Source organism: Streptomyces sp. NPDC002643 (genome assembly GCF_053592555.1).
Genome location: NZ_JBSFVY010000001.1, coordinates 424,476 through 442,708 on the forward strand (window position 1 = coordinate 424,476; position 18,233 = coordinate 442,708).

An 18,233-nucleotide genomic window follows, 5' to 3' on the forward strand; every position below is an offset into this window, starting at 1 on the left:
TCGACCCCCGTCGGGGGAGGGTGGATCGTTTGTCGGGTGCGGGCCCGGTGGGGGCTGGTCGCGCAGTTCCCCGCGCCCCTGAAAAGACGGGCTGCGCCCAGCCTTTTCATGCGCGCCACAGTGACCCTTCACGGCCCGCAGGGCCGTGCTTTTAGGGGCGCGGGGAACTGCGCGACCAGCCACAGACAACCCGCACTCGAAAACGGTCCCCACGCACCCCCCTGGCCAAAGCCCAGCGCAGCGGTCACGCGTCGTAGAGGTCCGCCTTCTTGGGCGTAAGGTCCTGCACCGCGCCGCTGAGGTTTCCGGCGCGGGCGGTGAACTTCTCCGTGTCCACCCCGTGGTCGGCCAGGACCTTGATCGCGGCCGAGTGGACCACGCGGAGGACCGGCGTCGCGGCGCGCAGCGCGTCGTCGGCCATGAAGCGGTGGCGCCAGGGCTGGTCGGCCCAGGCGTGGCGGAGGCCGAAGGGCTCGGGGAGGCCCATGGAGCCGCCGAGCCAGTTCAGCAGCGGCGGGTACCAGGTGAGCGGGGCGCGCGCGGCGAGTCGTACGACCTCGTCGGTGTCGACCAGCGGGAGCTTGATCTTGCGGGTCTCCCAGAAGCGGATCGACTTCTGGACCTCCTTGGTCTTCGCCGCGGGCTTGTTGTTGAACAGGCCGTGCACCGGGCCCAGGGCGTGCCCCGTGACCTCGATGCGGAGCGTCTGGTGGAGCACGGTCACAGTGATCATCATCGTGATGATCAACTGGCCGTCCCAGAGGGTCCACTGCACGCCGAGGTAGTGGCGGTTGCCGCTGCCGAACTGCTGCTTGTTGCAGATGTCCTGTATGGCGTGGTTCTTGAACTGGAAGGCCTCGACGTCCGCTCCGTCGGGGCGGGACACGCTGCCGGCGCCCTCGGCGATGGGGCTGACGATCCAGTGCTTGATCGACGGGGGCGGGAAGCCACCGGTGTTGATCGTGTTGCGCTCCAGCATGCGGAGTTGGTCGTGGATGGCGCGTATCACGTCCCAACTGCGGAACGGATGGATCTCCTTGGAGGGGTCGGCCGGCACCAGGTCCTCGGCCAGCTGCCAGCTGCCCCAGCGGGTGCCCATACCGAGGATGCCCTTGGGGCCCGCGTAGAAGACGAGGTTGGACCGCTGCTCCGCGCTGAGGCGGGCCAGCTCCTTGCGCAACTGCTCCGCCTTGTCACCGGGGTTGCCCGGCACGGCCTCGGGGATCTTGGCGCCGACACCGCCGCCGGAGAGCAGGCCCTCCCAGCGCTCACGCAGGTCCTTGGCGGTGCGCTCGCAGACATGCTTGGCCCAGAACCAGCCGACGACCGGCATCACGACGCACGCGCGCGCGTACCAGGCCCAGAAGCCGTCGAACGGCATCCTCAGCAGAAAGATCACGGCGAAGGCGCCCGCGGCGACCAGCAGCGTCGTGGCCAGGGCGCCAGCGCGCTTGTCCTCCCGCTTGGCGATCTGGGAGCGGAGCTGGAAGACCAGCAGCCACAGCAGCAGGCCCGGCAGGAAGAGCAGTCCGCAGACGACCATGATCGCCGAGAGCCAGTTGTCGCGCTCCCTGCGGATGTTGATCGACGCCAGGGCGTGCTCCACGACGACCTGCGGCTCCATCCCGAAGGACTGGATGAGCGCACCCCGGCCCGCGCCGACCATACGGTCCCGCACGGCGAGGGAGAACGCCTCGCCCAGGTTGGGCCGGAAGATCGTCGCCCACTTGCGGCCGGGCTTCACCGTGGACTTGTGCCAGTCGTTGTTGGCCTTGAGGATCTCGTCGACCTCGTTGTCCCGGTAGACCGCCGACGCCAGGGCATACGTCGCCGCGGTCTGGCCCGCCGTGCCCGTCAGTGGCACCTGCGCACCGGGAGTGAAATCGAATTCGTCCGCCACCGCCGCCCCCATCGCCGCACACCCGCTCCTGCGGCTCTTCCCGACTTCCGTGCTCCGCACACCTGTTGATCAGGTCATAACCCGATCCGGCCCTGATCAAGCCACACTTGTGGATCAGGTGATCAGCGTATCCGCAGCCACCGACATCCGGCGCCGTGAGCGACGGACATTCACCGAACCCACCGGGCCCCGACCGCGGGAGTCGGTCCGCGGACCGCGGCCCACGGACACCATCGGCCGCGTCGCGTCACCGTGAACGGGTCGGCGAACGGCCGAAACCGTTCGCAGACCCGTCACACCGAGTTGTCGACGGTGTCGGCGTTGTCGGCCGACCCTTCAGTTCTCCTTCGACTGTTCGCGGAGCTTGTCGGCCACCTGTGTCGGCATCGGCTCGTGCCGGGTGTAGCGGCGGCCGAAGCGCGCGGTGCCGTGGGAGAGGGAGCGCAGATCGACGGAGTAACGGTCGATCTCGATCTCGGGGACCTCGGCCCGTACGAGGGTGCGTCCGCCGGCCGCCTGCTCGGTGCCGACGACCCGGCCGCGCCGCCCGGACAGATCGCTCATCACGGGGCCCACGTATTCGTCGCCGACCAGGACCGACACCTCGGCCACCGGCTCCAGGAGGTGGATACGCGCGTCGGAGGCCGCCTCCCGCAGCGCCAGCGCGCCCGCCGTCTGGAACGCGGCGTCGGAGGAGTCCACGGAGTGCGCCTTGCCGTCCTTGAGCGTGATCCGGACATCGATCAGCGGATAGCCGGCCGCGACTCCCTTGGCCGCCTGGGCGCGGACGCCCTTCTCGACGGACGGGATGAACTGCCGGGGCACGGCTCCGCCGACGACCTTGTCCACGAACTCGATGCCCGAGCCACCCGGCAGCGGCTCCACCTCGATCTCGCAGATCGCGTACTGCCCGTGCCCACCGGACTGCTTCACATGCCGGCCCCGCCCGGCCGACGGCCCCGCGAACGTCTCCCGTAGGGAGACCTTGTGCGGTACGACGTCGACCTGGACGCCGTACCGGTTGCGCAGCCGTTCGAGGGCCACGTCGGCGTGGGCCTCGCCGAGGCACCACAGGACGACCTGGTGGGTGTCCTGGTTCTGCTCCAGCCGCATGGTCGGGTCCTCGGCGACCAGCCGGGCGAGACCCTGGGACAGCTTGTCCTCGTCGGCCTTGCTGTGCGCCTGGATGGCGAGCGGCAGCAGCGGATCGGGCATGTCCCACGGTTCCATCAGCAGCGGGTCGTCCTTGGACGAGAGGGTGTCCCCGGTCTCCGCGCGGTTCAGTTTGGCCACGCACGCGAGGTCGCCCGCGATGCAGTGCGTGAGCGTCCGCTGCTGTTTGCCGAAGGGCGCGGACAGGGCCCCGACGCGCTCCTCGACGTCGTGGTCCTCGTGCCCGCGATCGGTGAGGCCGTGCCCGGAGACATGCACCGTCGCGTCGGGGCGCAGGGTGCCGGAGAAGACCCTGACCAGCGAGATCCGGCCCACATAGGGGTCGCTGGCGGTCTTGACGACCTCGGCGACCAGCGGTCCGTCCGGGTCGCAGCCCGACTCGATCTCGCGGGGCCTGCCCTCCGGTGTGGTGACGGACGGCGCCTCACGCTCCAGGGGGGTGGGGAAGCCACGGGTGATCAGTTCGAGGAGTTCCACCGTGCCGAGGCCCTGACGGGCGCCGTCGGCCGCCGGGGCTGCGGCCAGCACCGGGTGGAAGACACCGCGCGCGACGGCCCGCTCCAGGTCGTCGATGAGCGTCTTGACGTCGACGGTCTCGCCGCCGAGATAGCGGTCCATGAGGGTCTCGTCCTCGCTCTCGGCGATGATCCCCTCGATGAGCCGGTTACGGGCCTCCTCGATCGCCGGCAGCTGCTCCGGGCCCGGCTCGGACTCCCCGCGCTCACCGGACGAGTAGTCGAACAGCTTCCGCGACAGCAGCCCGGTCAGTCCCGTCACGGGCGCGTGCCCGTCGGGTCCCGCAGGGCCGCGCAACGGCAGGTACAGCGGCAGTACGGCGTCGGGGTCGTCCCCGCCGAACGTCTGCGCGCAGGTGCGGGTCATCTCCTCGAAGTCGGCCCGTGCGGCCTCCAGATGCGTGATGACGATCGCGCGCGGCATACCGACCGCCGCGCACTCCTCCCACACCATGCGGGTCGAGCCGTCGACGCCGTCCGACGCCGAGACGACGAAGAGGGCCGCGTCCGCGGCTCGCAGACCGGCCCTGAGTTCCCCGACGAAGTCGGCGTATCCGGGAGTGTCCAGAAGATTGATCTTGTATCCGTCCCATTCGACGGGTACCAGGGAGAGCTGCACCGAGCGTTGCTGCCGGTGTTCGATCTCGTCGTAGTCCGAGACGGTGCCGCCGTCCTCCACACGGCCCGCCCGGTTCACCGCTCCCGCCGTCAGCGCGAGAGCCTCCACCAGAGTCGTCTTGCCCGATCCGGAGTGGCCGACCAGCACCACATTCCGTACGGACGCGGGGTGGTCGGCCGCCGTAGCCCTGCCGGCGGCTCCGGGGTGTGCGTTCGCCTTGTCGCCCATGGTCCTGCCTCCCGTGCACGGTGAGGTCACTGTGGGCGCGGACACGCGGAACCCGCGTGCTGTGGCGGCTCCGGCGACGCCCGCGGTCCTTCGAGCTTTCCACTCCCGTCACGGTGCGTCCATACGAAGCACGCGATCCCGCCGCTCTCCGGGGGTGGACACGGCGTCCTGGTGCCCGACGGTCGTACACACGCGCGCGTGGCTACGATGGGCCAGCCGGTGGTCAGCAGGGCCACCCGGCCACACCGACCGTCGGGAAGGCCATGCTGAACAAGTACGCGCGTGCATTCTTCACGCGTGTCCTCACACCGTTCGCCGCGTTTCTGATCCGCAGGGGCGTCAGCCCGGACACGGTCACGCTCCTCGGCACCGCCGGAGTCGTCGTCGGCGCGCTGGTCTTCTTCCCCCGGGGCGAGTTCTTCTGGGGCACGGTCGTCATCACGCTGTTCGTGTTCTCGGACCTCGTCGACGGCAACATGGCCCGCCAGATGGGCCGCTCCAGCCGCTGGGGCGCCTTCCTGGACTCCACGCTCGACCGGGTCGCCGACGGCGCGATCTTCGGCGGCTTCGCCCTCTGGTACGCGGGCAACGGCGACGACAACGTGCTGTGCGCGGTCTCGATCTTCTGTCTGGCGAGCGGCCAGGTGGTGTCGTACACCAAGGCGCGAGGCGAGTCGATCGGTCTGCCGGTCGCCGTCAACGGGCTGGTGGAGCGCGCCGAGCGCCTGGTGATCTCCCTGGTCGCGGCCGGGTTCGCGGGCATGCACAAGTTCGGGGTGCCCGGCATCGACGTACTCCTGCCGATCGCCCTGTGGGTCGTCGCCGCCGGCAGCCTGGTCACGCTGATCCAGCGGGTCGTCACCGTCCGCCGGGAGTCCGCCGAGGCGGAGGCGGCGGCCGCCGAAGCCGCCGAGGGCACGGCCCAGGGGAGCAAGGACTCCACACAACGCCGTGAGGCGACCTCGTGAGCCCGCTCCAGGAGCGGCTGACCGACGGCCTCTACGGACTCGGCTGGGGCGTGGTCAAGAAGCTCCCGGAGCCCGTCGCCGTGCGTCTGGGCCGGACCATCGCCGACGCCACCTGGAAGCGTCGAGGCCCCCTCGTACGCCGCCTGGAGGCCAACTACGCGCGCGTGGTGCCGGACGCGAGCCCCGAACGCCTCGCCCAGCTCTCCCGCGCGGGCATGCGTTCGTATCTGCGCTACTGGATGGAATCGTTCCGCCTGCCCGCCTGGAGCGAGGACCGCGTCAAGCACGGCTTCGATCCCGAGGACGTGCACTACCTCACCGGCGGACTCGCCGCAGGCCAGGGCGTCATCCTCGCGCTGCCGCACCTCGCCAACTGGGACCTCGCCGGCGCCTGGGTCACGACCAAGCTGGCGACCCCGTTCACGACCGTCGCCGAACGCCTCAAGCCCGAGTCGCTCTACGACCGCTTCGTCGCCTACCGCGAGGGCCTCGGCATGGAGGTCCTGCCCCACAACGGCGGCACCGCCTTCGGCACCCTCGCCCGCCGACTGCGCGACGGCGGCCTGGTCTGCCTGGTCGCCGATCGCGATCTGTCCGCCTCCGGCGTCGAGGTCGACTTCTTCGGCGAGAAGACCCGGATGCCCGCAGGCCCCGCCCTCCTCGCCCAGCAGACCGGCGCGCTGCTGCTGCCGGTGACCCTCTGGTACGACGACTCGCCCGTCATGCAAGGACGCGTTCATCCCCCGATCGAGGTACCCGAGGCAGGTACGAAGGCCGAGAAGACGTCTGTCATGACACAGGCGCTGGCCGATGCCTTCGCCACCGGGATCGCCGACCATCCGGAGGATTGGCACATGCTGCAGAGGCTGTGGCTCGCGGACCTCGACCCCACGAAGGACCCGGCCGCGACGGCCGGGGGCGAAGCGGCCACGTCGGGAAACACGTCAGCGAACGAGTCGACGAACGCGTCCGCGAGTGAATGCACGCCCGAATCTGTGAACGAAATCGCGAACGAATCCGCGAACGCGTCGGCGAAGGACCGCCCGTGAAGATCGGCATCGTCTGCCCGTACTCCTGGGACGTGCCCGGGGGAGTCCAGTTCCACATCCGCGATCTCGCCGACCACCTCATCCGCCTCGGCCACGAGGTGTCCGTCCTCGCCCCCGCCGACGACGACACCCCGCTCCCGCCGTACGTGGTCTCCGCCGGCCGCGCCGTCCCGGTGCCCTACAACGGCTCGGTGGCCCGCCTCAACTTCGGCTTCCTGTCCGCCGCGCGCGTACGCCGCTGGCTCCACGAAGGCACGTTCGACGTGATCCACATCCATGAGCCGGCCTCCCCGTCACTCGGCCTGCTCGCCTGCTGGGCGGCGTCGGGGCCCATCGTCGCGACGTTCCACACCTCGAACCCGCGCTCCCGCGCGATGATCGCCGCGTACCCGATCCTCCAGCCCGCCCTGGAGAAGATCAGCGCCCGCATCGCGGTGAGCGAGTACGCGCGCCGCACCCTCGTCGAACACCTGGGCGGCGACGCGGTCGTCATCCCGAACGGCGTCGACGTCGACTTCTTCGCCCGCGCCAAGCCCAACCCCGACTGGCAGGGGGACACCCTGGGCTTCATCGGCCGTATCGACGAGCCCCGCAAGGGACTGCCGGTGCTGATGAAGGCCCTGCCGAAGATCCTCGCCGAGCGGCCGCAGACCAGACTGCTGGTGGCGGGCCGGGGCGACGAGGAGCAGGCGGTGGAGAGCCTGCCGGAGGAGCTCCGCTCCCGCGTGCAGTTCCTCGGCATGGTCAGCGACGAGGAAAAGGCCCGCTTCCTGCGCAGCGTCGACGTCTACGTCGCCCCCAACACCGGCGGCGAGAGCTTCGGCATCATCCTCGTCGAGGCCATGTCCGCCGGCGCCCCCGTCCTCGCCTCCGACCTCGACGCCTTCGCCCAGGTCCTCGACCAGGGCGGCGCGGGCGAGTTGTTCGCCAACGAGGACGCCGACGCGCTCGCGGCAGCCGCCGTACGCCTCCTCGCCGACCCCACCCGCCGAGCCGAACTCCGCGAACGGGGCAGCGCCCACGTACGCCGCTTCGACTGGTCCACGGTCGGCGCCGACATCCTGGGCGTCTACGAGACGGTGACGGAGGGCGCCGCCTCAGTGGCAACGGACGAACGGGCCGGGCTACGGGCGAGGTTGGGGTTGTGAGGGGTTGAGGGGCTAAGGGTCCGAGGGGCAGGGGACTGAGGGCATGTGGGCGGGGAGACGTTGATGGTTCCGGGGGCCGAGGGTGCGGGCCGGGGGAGGCCCAGGGCTCTGGGGCCGAGGGCGCGGGCTGGGAAAGGCTGATGGCTCCCGAGGTTTGTGGGCGCGGGCGGGAGAGGCTCAAGCCCCCGGGGGTCGGATGGCGTGGGTCGGGTAGAGCTGATGGCTCCCGGGGTCCGTGGCGTGGGCCAGGTGGAGCCGACGGCTCCCGGGGGTTGAGGGCGCGGGCCGGGGAGGCCCGGGGCTCCGTCGAGCTGAGCGGTTCCGGCGCGTCGGGCGTGATGGCGGGCACCGGTAGCCTTGCCGCCCGTGACTTCGACACTCATCTGGATCGCGGTCGTCCTCTTCGCGATCGGCCTCTACCTGAGCTGGACCGCGGGGCGCCTCGACCGACTGCACGCGCGCATCGACGCCGCCCGCGCCGCGCTGGACGCCCAACTGCTGCGCCGCGCCTCGGTCGCCCAGGAACTGGCCACCTCCGGCGTGCTGGACCCGGCCGCGTCGATCGTGCTCTACGAGGCGGCGCACGCGGCCCGGCAGGCCGAGGAGGAGCAGCGCGAGGTCGCAGAGAGCGAGCTGAGCCAGGCGCTGCGGGCCGTGTTCGCGGAGGCGCAGCAGGTGGAGGCCGTGCGGGAGGCGCCGGGAGGCGAGGACGCGGCCAACGAGCTGGCGGAGGCGGTGCGCCGGGTGCCGATGGCACGCCGCTTCCACAACGACGCGGTACGGGCGGCCCGTGCCCTGCGTCGCCACCGCAAGGTCCGCTGGTTCCGCCTCGCCGGCCACGCCCCCTTCCCGATGGCCTTCGAGATGGACGACGAACCGCCGGTCGCGCTGGCCGACCGAGCGGGGGGTGTGACGCCGGGCGCCCAGTAGCTCGGGTGGATGGGGTTGTCGGGCGTGCGCGGGTGGGTGGGGGCTGGTCGCGCAGTTCCCCGCGCCCCTAAAGCACGGGCCTACGGCCGTGCAGGACGGCCCTGCGGGCCGATGAAAAAGCCGGGCGCAGCCCGCTTTTTCAGGGGCGCGGGGCTGTTTCGATTTGCGGCTCCGCCGCGTGGGCGCGACCAGCCCCCACCCACCCGCAGCCGAAAAGCCGCCCCCGAAACCCCCGCCGGGGGTCGAAGGGGCGCGCAGCCCCTGGGGATGGGACGGGTAGGGGCGGCGGGGGCGAAGAAAAACGATCCACCGCCTCCCCATTGGCCCTTGCAGTGGCCCCCACCCCTCACGTTTCCTCGATGTTCGCAGCAACCCCCTTCCCCCGAGCGAGGTCAACCCCGTGTCCAGCACGCTCTCGAACTCCACCACCCCGACCCCCGAGACCGGCACCGCCCGCGTGAAGCGCGGCATGGCCGAGCAGCTCAAGGGCGGCGTGATCATGGACGTCGTCACCCCGGAGCAGGCGAAGATCGCCGAGGACGCGGGTGCGGTCGCGGTCATGGCCCTGGAGCGGGTCCCGGCCGACATCCGCAAGGACGGCGGCGTGGCCCGCATGTCCGACCCGGACATGATCGAGGGCATCATCAACGCCGTCTCCATCCCGGTCATGGCCAAGTCCCGCATCGGCCACTTCGTCGAGGCCCAGGTCCTGCAGTCCCTCGGCGTCGACTACATCGACGAGTCCGAGGTCCTCACCCCGGCCGACGAGGTCAACCACTCCGACAAGTGGGCCTTCACCACCCCCTTCGTCTGCGGCGCCACCAACCTCGGCGAGGCCCTGCGCCGCATAGCGGAGGGCGCCGCCATGATCCGCTCCAAGGGCGAGGCCGGCACCGGCAACGTCGTCGAGGCCGTCCGCCACCTCCGCCAGATCAAGAACGAGATCGCCAAGCTCCGCGGCTTCGACAACAACGAGCTGTACGCCGCCGCCAAGGAGCTGCGCGCCCCGTACGAGCTGGTCAAGGAGGTCTCCGAGCTGGGCAAGCTGCCCGTGGTCCTCTTCTCCGCCGGCGGTGTCGCGACCCCGGCCGACGCCGCGCTGATGCGCCAGCTCGGCGCCGAGGGCGTCTTCGTCGGCTCCGGCATCTTCAAGTCCGGCGACCCGGCCAAGCGCGCCGCCGCCATCGTGAAGGCCACCACCTTCTACGACGACCCGAAGATCATCGCGGACGCCTCCCGCAACCTGGGCGAGGCCATGGTCGGCATCAACTGCGACACCCTCCCCGAGACCGAGCGCTACGCGAACCGGGGCTGGTAAGCACCCATGAGCCCCCTGAGCGACCCTCCCGTCATCGGCGTCCTGGCCCTCCAGGGCGACGTACGGGAGCACCTCGTCGCCCTGGCCGCGGCCGACGCCGTGGCCAGGCCGGTCAGGCGACCCGAGGAAATCGCCGAGGTGGACGGCCTGGTCATCCCCGGCGGCGAGTCCACCACCATCTCCAAGCTGGCCGTCCTCTTCGGCGTCATGGACCCGCTACGCGCGCGCGTGCGTGACGGCATGCCCGTGTACGGCACCTGCGCCGGCCTGATCATGCTCGCCGACAAGATCCTCGACCCGCGTTCGGGCCAGGAGACCATCGGTGGCATCGACATGATCGTGCGCCGCAACGCCTTCGGCCGCCAGAACGAGTCCTTCGAGGCATCGGTGGACGTCAAGGGCGTGGCGGGCGATCCTGTGGAGGGCGTCTTCATCCGCGCCCCCTGGGTCGAGTCCGTGGGCGCCGAGACGGAGGTGCTCGCCGAGTACGACGGCCACATCGTCGCCGTACGCCAGGGCAACGCCCTGGCCACGTCGTTCCACCCGGAGCTGACCGGCGACCACCGGCTGCACGCGCTGTTCGTCGAGATGGCGCACGCGAGCCGGGCCGCGGAGTCCTTGTAGGATCTCTGCGTTCGTTGCAGAGATGGGTTACGCGAAGGAGACAGGCAGATGTCCGGCCACTCTAAATGGGCCACGACGAAGCACAAGAAGGCCGTGATCGACGCCAAGCGCGGCAAGCTCTTCGCGAAGCTGATCAAGAACATCGAGGTCGCCGCGCGCACGGGCGGCGTCGACATCGACGGCAACCCGACGCTGTACGACGCCGTCCAGAAGGCGAAGAAGCAGTCGGTCCCGAACAAGAACATCGACTCCGCGATCAAGCGTGGCGGCGGTCTCGAAGCCGGTGGCGCCGACTACGAGACGATCATGTACGAGGGCTACGGCCCCAACGGTGTCGCGGTGCTCATCGAGTGCCTCACCGACAACCGCAACCGCGCCGCCTCCGACGTCCGCGTCGCCATGACCCGCAACGGCGGCTCCATGGCCGACCCGGGCTCGGTGTCGTACCTCTTCAACCGCAAGGGCGTCGTCATCGTCCCCAAGGGCGAGCTGTCCGAGGACGACGTCCTTGAGGTGGTCCTCGACGCGGGCGCCGAGGAGGTCAACGACCTCGGCGAGTCCTTCGAGGTGCTCAGCGAGGCCACCGACCTGGTCGCGGTCCGCACCTCCCTCCAGGAGGCCGGCATCGACTACGACTCCGCCGAGGCCAACTTCGTCCCGACCATGCAGATCGAGCTGGACGAGGAGGGCGCCAAGAAGATCTTCAAGCTGATCGACGCCCTTGAGGACAGCGACGACGTCCAGAACGTCTTCGCCAACTTCGATGTGAGCGACGACGTCATGGCCAAGGTCGACGCGTAGCGCTGCCGCGAGCACGGCGGGTCCGGCGGGCCGGTGGGACACGCGTCCTACCGGCCCGCCGCTGTTGTCAGTGGCAGCGGATAGCCTGGCGGCAGCCAGTGATCACCGTCCACGGACCGCAACCATCAATTGAGGAACCCCGACGGTGCTCAGCCAGGTCCGCGAGAGCGGCGGCGGTTTAGCCGCAAAAAGGGGAGGGGGCGCGGTGCGCGTACTGGGGGTGGACCCAGGACTGACCCGTTGCGGTGTCGGTGTGGTCGAAGGCGTCGCCGGCCGGCCGCTCACCATGCTCGGCGTCGGCGTCGTCCGTACGCCCGCGGACGCCGAGTTGGGGCACCGTCTCGTCGCGATCGAGCAGGGCATCGAGCAGTGGCTCGACGAGCACCGGCCCGAATGCGTCGCCGTGGAGCGGGTGTTCAGCCAGCACAACGTACGGACGGTCATGGGCACCGCCCAGGCCAGCGCCGTCGCCATGCTCTGCGCGGCCCGCCGAGGCATCCCCGTCGCCCTGCACACCCCCAGCGAGGTCAAGGCCGCCGTCACCGGCAGCGGCCGCGCGGACAAACCCCAGGTCGGAGCCATGGTCACCCGCCTCCTCCGGCTGGACGCCCCGCCGAAGCCGGCGGACGCCGCCGACGCCCTCGCCCTCGCCATCTGCCACATCTGGCGCGCACCGGCGCAGAACCGCCTCCAGCAGGCCGTCGCCCTGCAGGCGAACAGAGCACCTGCCACACGCAGGGGCCCGGTCGCGGGCGGAACGGCCGCCCCCGGCACCGCATCGATCCCCCCGAAAGGCCGCCCCGCATGATCGCCTTCGTCAGCGGCACCGTCGCCGCACTCGCTCCCGACACGGCGGTCGTCGAGGTCGGCGGTGTCGGCATGGCCGTGCAGTGCACGCCGAACACCCTCTCCACCCTCCGCCTCGGCCAGCCCGCCAAGCTCGCCACCTCCCTCGTCGTACGGGAGGACTCGCTCACCCTGTACGGCTTCGTGGACGACGACGAGCGCCAGGTCTTCGAGCTGCTGCAGACCGCGAGCGGGGTCGGCCCGCGCCTGGCCCAGGCGATGCTGGCCGTGCACACCCCGGACGCGTTGCGCAGAGCCGTCTCCACCGGCGACGAGAAGGCCCTGATCGCCGTCCCCGGCATCGGCAAGAAGGGCGCCCAGAAGCTGCTGTTGGAGCTGAAGGACCGCCTCGGCGAGCCGATCGGCGCCCCCGCGATCGGCGCCCCGATCACCCAGGGCTGGCGCGACCAACTGCACGCCGCCCTGATCGGCCTGGGCTACGCCACGCGCGAGGCCGACGAGGCCGTGGCCGCAGTGACGCCCCAGGCGGAGGCCGCCGAAGGCACCCCCCAGGTGGGCCAGTTGCTGAAGGCCGCCCTCCAGACCCTCAACAGAGCGCGCTGACCGCCCTGTTGAGGCCCGGCGGGCCCTCGCTTCCGCCCCGTACGACTCGTACGACTCATCTGCTCCATCCGACCGCGACCCCCGAGGCAACGCAATGCTGTGTCTATCCGGGGGACGCTGCACCCGACAGCGGCTTCGCCGCGGGCCGGACCCCCGGCCGAATTGGACGCACCCGGCAGGCCCAGGCAAGGAGATTTCAGTGAACTGGGACGACACGACCGACGCGACCGCCCCCGAGCGGCTGGTGGGCTCTGTCGCCGACCGTGAGGACCAGGCCGTCGAGGCGGCCCTGCGGCCCAAGGACCTGGACGAGTTCATCGGCCAGGAGAAGGTCCGCGAACAACTCGACCTCGTGCTGCGTGCCGCACGCGCGCGTGGGGCGACGGCCGACCACGTCCTGCTCTCCGGCGCCCCGGGCCTCGGCAAGACCACCCTGTCGATGATCATCGCCGCCGAGATGGGCGCCCCGATCCGCATCACCTCGGGCCCGGCCATCCAGCACGCCGGTGACCTGGCCTCGATCCTCTCCTCCCTCCAGGAGGGCGAAGTCCTCTTCCTCGACGAGATCCACCGCATGTCCCGGCCCGCCGAGGAGATGCTGTACATGGCGATGGAGGACTTCCGGGTCGACGTCATCGTCGGCAAGGGCCCGGGCGCCACCGCGATCCCGCTCGAACTGCCCCCGTTCACCCTGGTCGGCGCCACCACGCGCGCGGGACTCCTGCCACCCCCGCTGCGCGACCGCTTCGGCTTCACCGCGCACATGGAGTTCTACGAGCCCGCCGAACTGCAGCGCGTCATCCACCGCTCGGCGAATCTGCTCGACGTCGAGATCGAGGCCGATGGCGCCGCCGAGATCGCCGGCCGCTCCCGGGGCACTCCGCGCATCGCCAACCGTCTGCTGCGCCGCGTACGGGACTACGCCCAGGTCAAGGCCGACGGGATCATCACGCGCGACATCGCTTCGGCGGCCCTCGCCGTCTACGAGGTCGACGCCCGCGGCCTCGACCGTCTCGACCGCGGTGTCCTCGAAGCCCTGCTCAAGCTCTTCGGCGGCGGCCCCGTCGGCCTCTCCACGCTCGCCGTCGCGGTGGGGGAGGAGCGCGAGACCGTAGAAGAGGTCGCCGAACCGTTCCTGGTCCGCGAGGGACTGCTCGCCCGCACCCCCCGCGGCAGGGTGGCGACCCCGGCCGCGTGGACCCACCTCGGCCTCACCCCGCCACGCGGCACGACCGGCGGAAACGGACAACAGGACCTGTTCGGGGCGTGACCTTCTCGTGACGGTGCGGTACTCGCCCGGCATGGAACCACGGTGACATGCTGTGCGTTGTTCCATCACGGTGGACTCGCTTAGACTCCGCCGATGCCGCCCTAGTCGGCACCAGACATCCCCCCATCCATCAGGCCGCTCGCCATCGCGGTCGTGTGAAGGAAGTTCCGACCCGTGAGTCTCGTGACCCTCCTCCCGTTCATCGTGCTCATCGGGGCCATGATCCTGATGACCCGATCGGCCAAGAAGAAGCAGCAGCAGGCCGTCGACATGCGGAACCAGATGCAGCCCGGTTCCGGAGTCCGCACCATCGGGGGCATGTACGCGACGGTCAAGGAAGTCAGCGAGGACACGGTCCTCCTCGACGCCGGGCCGGGCGTCGAGCTGCTCTTCGCCAAGAACGCCATCGGTGCCGTCCTCTCCGACGACGAGTACAACCGCATCGTCCACGGCATCGAGCACGACCTGAAGTCCGACGTCGTCCCGGACGACGCCTCCTCCCTCACCGAGACCGACGAGCCCTCCGACGACGCTTTGGCCGCTTCCGACGACAAGCCCATCGACCTCGGCAAGAAGGACGCGTCCGACGACGCGACTGACGAGGCCGCCGAGGCGAAGACCGACGAAGCAGAGCCGAAGAAGACAGACGGCGAGTCCGAAGCGAAGTAGTCACGTCCCCGGGAGCACGGGCGAGAACCGCCCGCGCCCCGGGCACGTGCCTTTTCGCACGGATTCCCGACACCAGTCATGGCCGCCCCGCGCCGACCTCGCGTACGGCGGCCCGAGAGGGAGTACGAGAAGGTGGCAGCACCGAAGAAGGGTCGGAGCGCGAACGCCCAGAGCAAGCCCGGGCGCGCGCTGGCCTTCATCATGATCGCCCTGGTGGCGCTCACCGGGGGAATGTTCGCCTCCGGACACACCACTCCGCGTCTCGGCATCGACCTCGCCGGTGGTACGAGCATCACGCTGACGGCGATCAACGAGCCCGGCCAGCCCAACGCGATCAACAAGACCAATATGGACACCGCGGTCGAGATCATGAACCGCCGTGTCAACGGTCTGGGCGTGTCCGAGGCGGAGGTCCAGACCCAGGGTGACGAGAACATCATCGTCAACATCCCCAAGGGCACGGATTCCGAAGAGGCCCGGGAACAGGTCGGCACCACCGCGAAGCTGTACTTCCGCCCCGTTCTGACCGTCGAGACGAGCGGCGCCACGACGCCCACGCCGAGCACCAGCCCGAGCGACGCCGACGGCAGCGCCTCGCCGAGCCCGACGAGCTCCGACGACGGCAAGGACAAGGCGACCGGCACCGACGACGAGGCGACGTCCTCCGAGTCCCCCAGCCCGACGGCGACCTCGCAGGGCCGCGCGGTGACCGACGCGCTCAAGGCCGACCCGACGCCCTCCAGCAGCGGCTCGGCATCCCCCAAGGCCACCGACAGCGCCTCCCCGTCCGCGAGCGCCACCCCCGACGCCGGCACCCAGGCCCTCCAGGAGGCGTACGCCAAGCTCGACTGCACCGACCCGGAGCAGCGGGCCGAGGCCGGCAAGGGCAAGCCCGCCGACTCGGTCGTCGCCTGCGGCCAGGAGAGCGACAAGTCGTGGAGCAAGTTCATCCTCGGCCCGGTGGGTGTCGACGGCACTGAGGTCGACAAGGCGCAGGCCATCTTCGACACCACCCAGGGCAACGGGTGGATGGTCACCATGGACTTCGACTCCGCCGGTGGCAAGAAGTTCGCGTCCGTCACCGGCCAGATCGCCGGACAGACGTCGCCGATGAACCAGTTCGCGATCGTCCTGGACGACGAGGTCGTCTCCCACCCCCAGGTCAGCAGCGCGATCACCGGCGGCAAGGCCGAGATCTCCGGCAGCTTCACCCAGCAAGAGGCCCAGAACCTCGCCAACATGCTGTCGTACGGTGCTCTCCCGCTGACCTTCAAGGAATCCAGCGTCACCACCGTGAGCCCCGCGCTCGGCGGTGAGCAGTTGCACGCCGGTCTGATCGCCGGTGCGATCGGTCTCGCCCTGGTCGTGATCTACCTGCTCGTGTACTACCGAGGTCTGTCGCTGATCGCGATCGCCTCGCTGCTGATGTCCGCGGCGCTGACCTATGTGATCATGGCGCTGCTCGGTCCGACCATCGGCTTCGCGCTGAACCTGCCGGCCGTCTGTGGTGCGATCGTCGCCATCGGTATCACGGCGGACTCGTTCATCGTGTACTTCGAACGAGTCCGGGACGAGATCCGCGAGGGCCGCACCCTGCGTCCCGCTGTCGAGCGGGCCTGGCCGCGTGCCCGCCGCACCATCCTGGTCTCCGACTTCGTGTCGTTCCTCGCCGCCGCCGTGCTCTTCATCGTGACCGTCGGCAAGGTGCAGGGCTTCGCGTTCACGCTGGGTCTGACCACCCTGCTCGACGTGGTCGTGGTCTTCCTCTTCACCAAGCCGCTGCTGACGATCCTCGCCCGCAGGAAGTTCTTCGCGGGCGGCCACAAGTGGTCCGGCCTCGACCCGCAGCGCCTGGGTGCCCGGCCGCCGCTGCGCCGCACCCGCCGTCCCGCCGCCCCCGCCGACCCGAAGGAGGCCTGAGATGTCGAAGCTCGGCGACCTCGGAGCCCGACTCCACCGCGGCGAGGTCGGTTACGACTTCGTCGGTAACCGCAAGATCTGGTACGGCATCTCGATCCTGATCACCATCACGGCCATCGTCGGCCTGGCGGTGCGCGGCCTCAACATGGGCATCGAGTTCCAGGGCGGCGCCGTCTTCACCACACCGAAGACGAGCGTCTCGGTGTCCCAGGCGGAGGAGTACGCCACGGAGGCCTCCGGCCACCAGGCGATCGTGCAGAAGCTCGGCAACGACACCCTGCGCATCCAGATCTCCGGCGTCGACACCGGCAAGGCCGACGAGATCAAGCAGACGCTCGCCGAGGACCTCAAGATCGACGCGGAGAAGATCAACGCCGATCTGGTCGGGCCCAGTTGGGGTGACCAGATCGCCAACAAGGCCTGGCAGGGCCTCGGGATCTTCCTGGTCCTCGTGGTGATCTATCTGGCGATCGCGTTCGAGTGGCGCATGGCCGTCGCCGCGTTCGTCGCCCTGATCCACGACATCACCATCACCGTCGGCATCTACGCCCTCGTGGGCTTCGAGGTGACACCGGGCACGGTGATCGGTCTGCTGACGATCCTCGGTTACTCGCTCTACGACACAGTCGTCGTCTTCGACAGCCTCAAGGAGCAGACGAAGGACATCACCAAGCAGACCCGCTGGACCTACAGCGACGTCGCCAACCGCTCGATCAACAGCACCCTGGTGCGGTCCATCAACACCACGGTGGTCGCGCTGCTGCCCGTCGCCGGTCTGCTCTTCATCGGTGGTGGTGTCCTCGGCGCGGGCATGCTCAACGACATCTCGCTGTCGCTGTTCGTCGGTCTCGCGGCCGGTGCGTACTCCTCGATCTTCATCGCCACGCCGCTCGTCGCCGACCTCAAGGAGCGCGATCCGCAGCTGAAGGCCCTGAAGAAGCGCGTCCTCGCCAAGCGTGCCCAGGCCGAGCACGACGCGGAGCTGGCCGCCGACGGACCCCGCGACGACGAGCACGAGGACGCCACCCCCGCGGTGGTCGGTCCGCGCGCCCAGTCCGGGACCCGCAGCCGCGGCCGGGGCGGTAAGCGGCGATGACCGAGCTCGCAGAAATCTCCACACTGCTGCTCAGCCGTATCCGTGATGTCGCGGACTACCCCGAGCCGGGAGTGATGTTCAAGGACATCACCCCACTGCTGGCGGACCCGGCGGCGTTCACCGCGCTGACGGACGCGCTGGCGGAGCTGACCGTGCGGCACGGCGCCACGAAGATCGTCGGCCTGGAGGCCCGGGGCTTCATCCTCGGCGCTCCGGCCGCCATCCGGGCCGGGGTCGGCTTCATCCCCGTACGCAAGGCGGGCAAGCTCCCCGGAGCCACCCTCAGCCAGGCGTACGACCTGGAGTACGGCTCGGCCGAGATCGAGGTGCACGCCGAGGACATCACCGCCGGTGACCGCGTCATGGTCATCGACGACGTCCTGGCCACCGGCGGCACGGCGGAGGCGGCCGTGCAGCTGATCCGCCGCGCGGGCGGGGACGTCGCCGGTATCTCGGTCCTCATGGAGTTGTCGTTCCTGCCGGGACGGCAGCGGCTGGAGGCGACGCTGGACGGGGCGCCGCTGGAGGCACTGATCACCGTCTGAGCAGGCCGGTATGACCACACGGCGGGCGCTCCGGGATTCCCCGGGGCGCC

Annotated in this window: 16 protein-coding genes; 14 read left to right on the forward strand and 2 right to left on the reverse strand. The window is 70.2% G+C overall.

From position 1 onward, the window contains the following. Positions 1-244: 244 nt before the first annotated feature. On the reverse strand, positions 245-1,912 hold the full coding sequence (locus ACWD4G_RS01890; protein ID WP_451290122.1) for a hypothetical protein: 1,668 nt from the start codon (positions 1,910-1,912) through the stop codon (positions 245-247). Between the two features lie 324 nt (positions 1,913-2,236). Beyond that, positions 2,237-4,435: an elongation factor G-like protein EF-G2 gene (locus ACWD4G_RS01895; protein ID WP_451290123.1), complete on the reverse strand. Its 2,199-nt coding sequence runs from the start codon at positions 4,433-4,435 to the stop codon at positions 2,237-2,239. Between the two features lie 263 nt (positions 4,436-4,698). Between ACWD4G_RS01895 and pgsA the strand changes: the two genes are divergently transcribed. The 14 genes from pgsA to ACWD4G_RS01965 all read left to right on the forward strand — a co-directional run bounded on the left by pgsA (position 4,699) and on the right by ACWD4G_RS01965 (position 18,183). Continuing rightward, on the forward strand, positions 4,699-5,403 hold the full coding sequence (gene pgsA / locus ACWD4G_RS01900) for a phosphatidylinositol phosphate synthase (protein ID WP_451290124.1): 705 nt from the start codon (positions 4,699-4,701) through the stop codon (positions 5,401-5,403). Further along, positions 5,400-6,452 carry a phosphatidylinositol mannoside acyltransferase gene (locus ACWD4G_RS01905; protein ID WP_451290125.1) on the forward strand — a complete coding sequence of 351 codons (1,053 nt, stop codon included), beginning with the start codon at positions 5,400-5,402 and terminating at the stop codon, positions 6,450-6,452. Before pgsA ends, ACWD4G_RS01905 begins: the two co-directional genes overlap by 4 nt. Next, positions 6,449-7,600 carry a glycosyltransferase family 4 protein gene (locus ACWD4G_RS01910; RefSeq protein WP_451290126.1) on the forward strand — a complete coding sequence of 384 codons (1,152 nt, stop codon included), beginning with the start codon at positions 6,449-6,451 and terminating at the stop codon, positions 7,598-7,600. Before ACWD4G_RS01905 ends, ACWD4G_RS01910 begins: the two co-directional genes overlap by 4 nt. Positions 7,601-7,966: 366 nt before the next feature. Then, complete coding sequence (locus tag ACWD4G_RS01915; protein WP_451290127.1) at positions 7,967-8,530, forward strand: hypothetical protein; 564 nt, start codon at positions 7,967-7,969, stop codon at positions 8,528-8,530. A gap of 400 nt (positions 8,531-8,930) precedes the next feature. Next, complete coding sequence (gene pdxS, locus ACWD4G_RS01920; RefSeq protein WP_451290128.1) at positions 8,931-9,848, forward strand: pyridoxal 5'-phosphate synthase lyase subunit PdxS; 918 nt, start codon at positions 8,931-8,933, stop codon at positions 9,846-9,848. A gap of 15 nt (positions 9,849-9,863) precedes the next feature. After that, positions 9,864-10,472 carry a pyridoxal 5'-phosphate synthase glutaminase subunit PdxT gene (gene pdxT, locus ACWD4G_RS01925; protein ID WP_451290283.1) on the forward strand — a complete coding sequence of 203 codons (609 nt, stop codon included), beginning with the start codon at positions 9,864-9,866 and terminating at the stop codon, positions 10,470-10,472. A 48-nt stretch (positions 10,473-10,520) separates the two neighbouring features. After that, positions 10,521-11,273 (forward strand): YebC/PmpR family DNA-binding transcriptional regulator, encoded by a 753-nt coding sequence (locus ACWD4G_RS01930; protein WP_451290129.1) that lies wholly within the window; start codon positions 10,521-10,523, stop codon positions 11,271-11,273. Positions 11,274-11,478: 205 nt separating this feature from the next. After that, on the forward strand, positions 11,479-12,081 hold the full coding sequence (gene ruvC, locus ACWD4G_RS01935) for a crossover junction endodeoxyribonuclease RuvC (protein ID WP_451290131.1): 603 nt from the start codon (positions 11,479-11,481) through the stop codon (positions 12,079-12,081). Further along, complete coding sequence (gene ruvA, locus ACWD4G_RS01940; protein WP_451290132.1) at positions 12,078-12,683, forward strand: Holliday junction branch migration protein RuvA; 606 nt, start codon at positions 12,078-12,080, stop codon at positions 12,681-12,683. The genes ruvC and ruvA overlap by 4 nt, the downstream gene beginning before the upstream one ends. Before the next feature lie 199 nt (positions 12,684-12,882). Then, complete coding sequence (gene ruvB, locus ACWD4G_RS01945; RefSeq protein ID WP_451290133.1) at positions 12,883-13,953, forward strand: Holliday junction branch migration DNA helicase RuvB; 1,071 nt, start codon at positions 12,883-12,885, stop codon at positions 13,951-13,953. 174 nt (positions 13,954-14,127) lie between these two features. Beyond that, positions 14,128-14,622, forward strand: a complete 495-nt coding sequence (gene yajC, locus ACWD4G_RS01950) for a preprotein translocase subunit YajC (RefSeq protein ID WP_451290134.1) — start codon at positions 14,128-14,130, stop codon at positions 14,620-14,622. A 132-nt stretch (positions 14,623-14,754) separates the two neighbouring features. Further along, the gene (secD, locus tag ACWD4G_RS01955) at positions 14,755-16,542 is read left to right on the forward strand and encodes a protein translocase subunit SecD (protein WP_451290135.1); all 1,788 of its coding nucleotides are present in this window, start codon (positions 14,755-14,757) and stop codon (positions 16,540-16,542) included. A gap of 1 nt (position 16,543) precedes the next feature. After that, a complete protein-coding gene (secF, locus tag ACWD4G_RS01960) occupies positions 16,544-17,638 on the forward strand; it encodes a protein translocase subunit SecF (RefSeq protein ID WP_451290136.1) in 1,095 nt (364 codons plus the stop codon). Then, positions 17,635-18,183, forward strand: a complete 549-nt coding sequence (locus ACWD4G_RS01965; protein WP_451290137.1) for an adenine phosphoribosyltransferase — start codon at positions 17,635-17,637, stop codon at positions 18,181-18,183. The genes secF and ACWD4G_RS01965 overlap by 4 nt, the downstream gene beginning before the upstream one ends. The last annotated feature ends 50 nt before the right edge of the window (positions 18,184-18,233 follow it).

Coding starts and splice junctions, on each gene's coding strand:
- ACWD4G_RS01895 (WP_451290123.1), bottom strand. CDS start 4,435: ATGGGCGACAAGGCGAACGCACACCCCGGAGCCGCCGGCAGGGCTACG.
- secF (WP_451290136.1), top strand. CDS start 16,544: ATGTCGAAGCTCGGCGACCTCGGAGCCCGACTCCACCGCGGCGAGGTC.
- ruvA (WP_451290132.1), top strand. CDS start 12,078: ATGATCGCCTTCGTCAGCGGCACCGTCGCCGCACTCGCTCCCGACACG.
- pgsA (WP_451290124.1), top strand. CDS start 4,699: ATGCTGAACAAGTACGCGCGTGCATTCTTCACGCGTGTCCTCACACCG.
- ACWD4G_RS01890 (WP_451290122.1), bottom strand. CDS start 1,912: ATGGGGGCGGCGGTGGCGGACGAATTCGATTTCACTCCCGGTGCGCAG.
- ACWD4G_RS01930 (WP_451290129.1), top strand. CDS start 10,521: ATGTCCGGCCACTCTAAATGGGCCACGACGAAGCACAAGAAGGCCGTG.
- ACWD4G_RS01965 (WP_451290137.1), top strand. CDS start 17,635: ATGACCGAGCTCGCAGAAATCTCCACACTGCTGCTCAGCCGTATCCGT.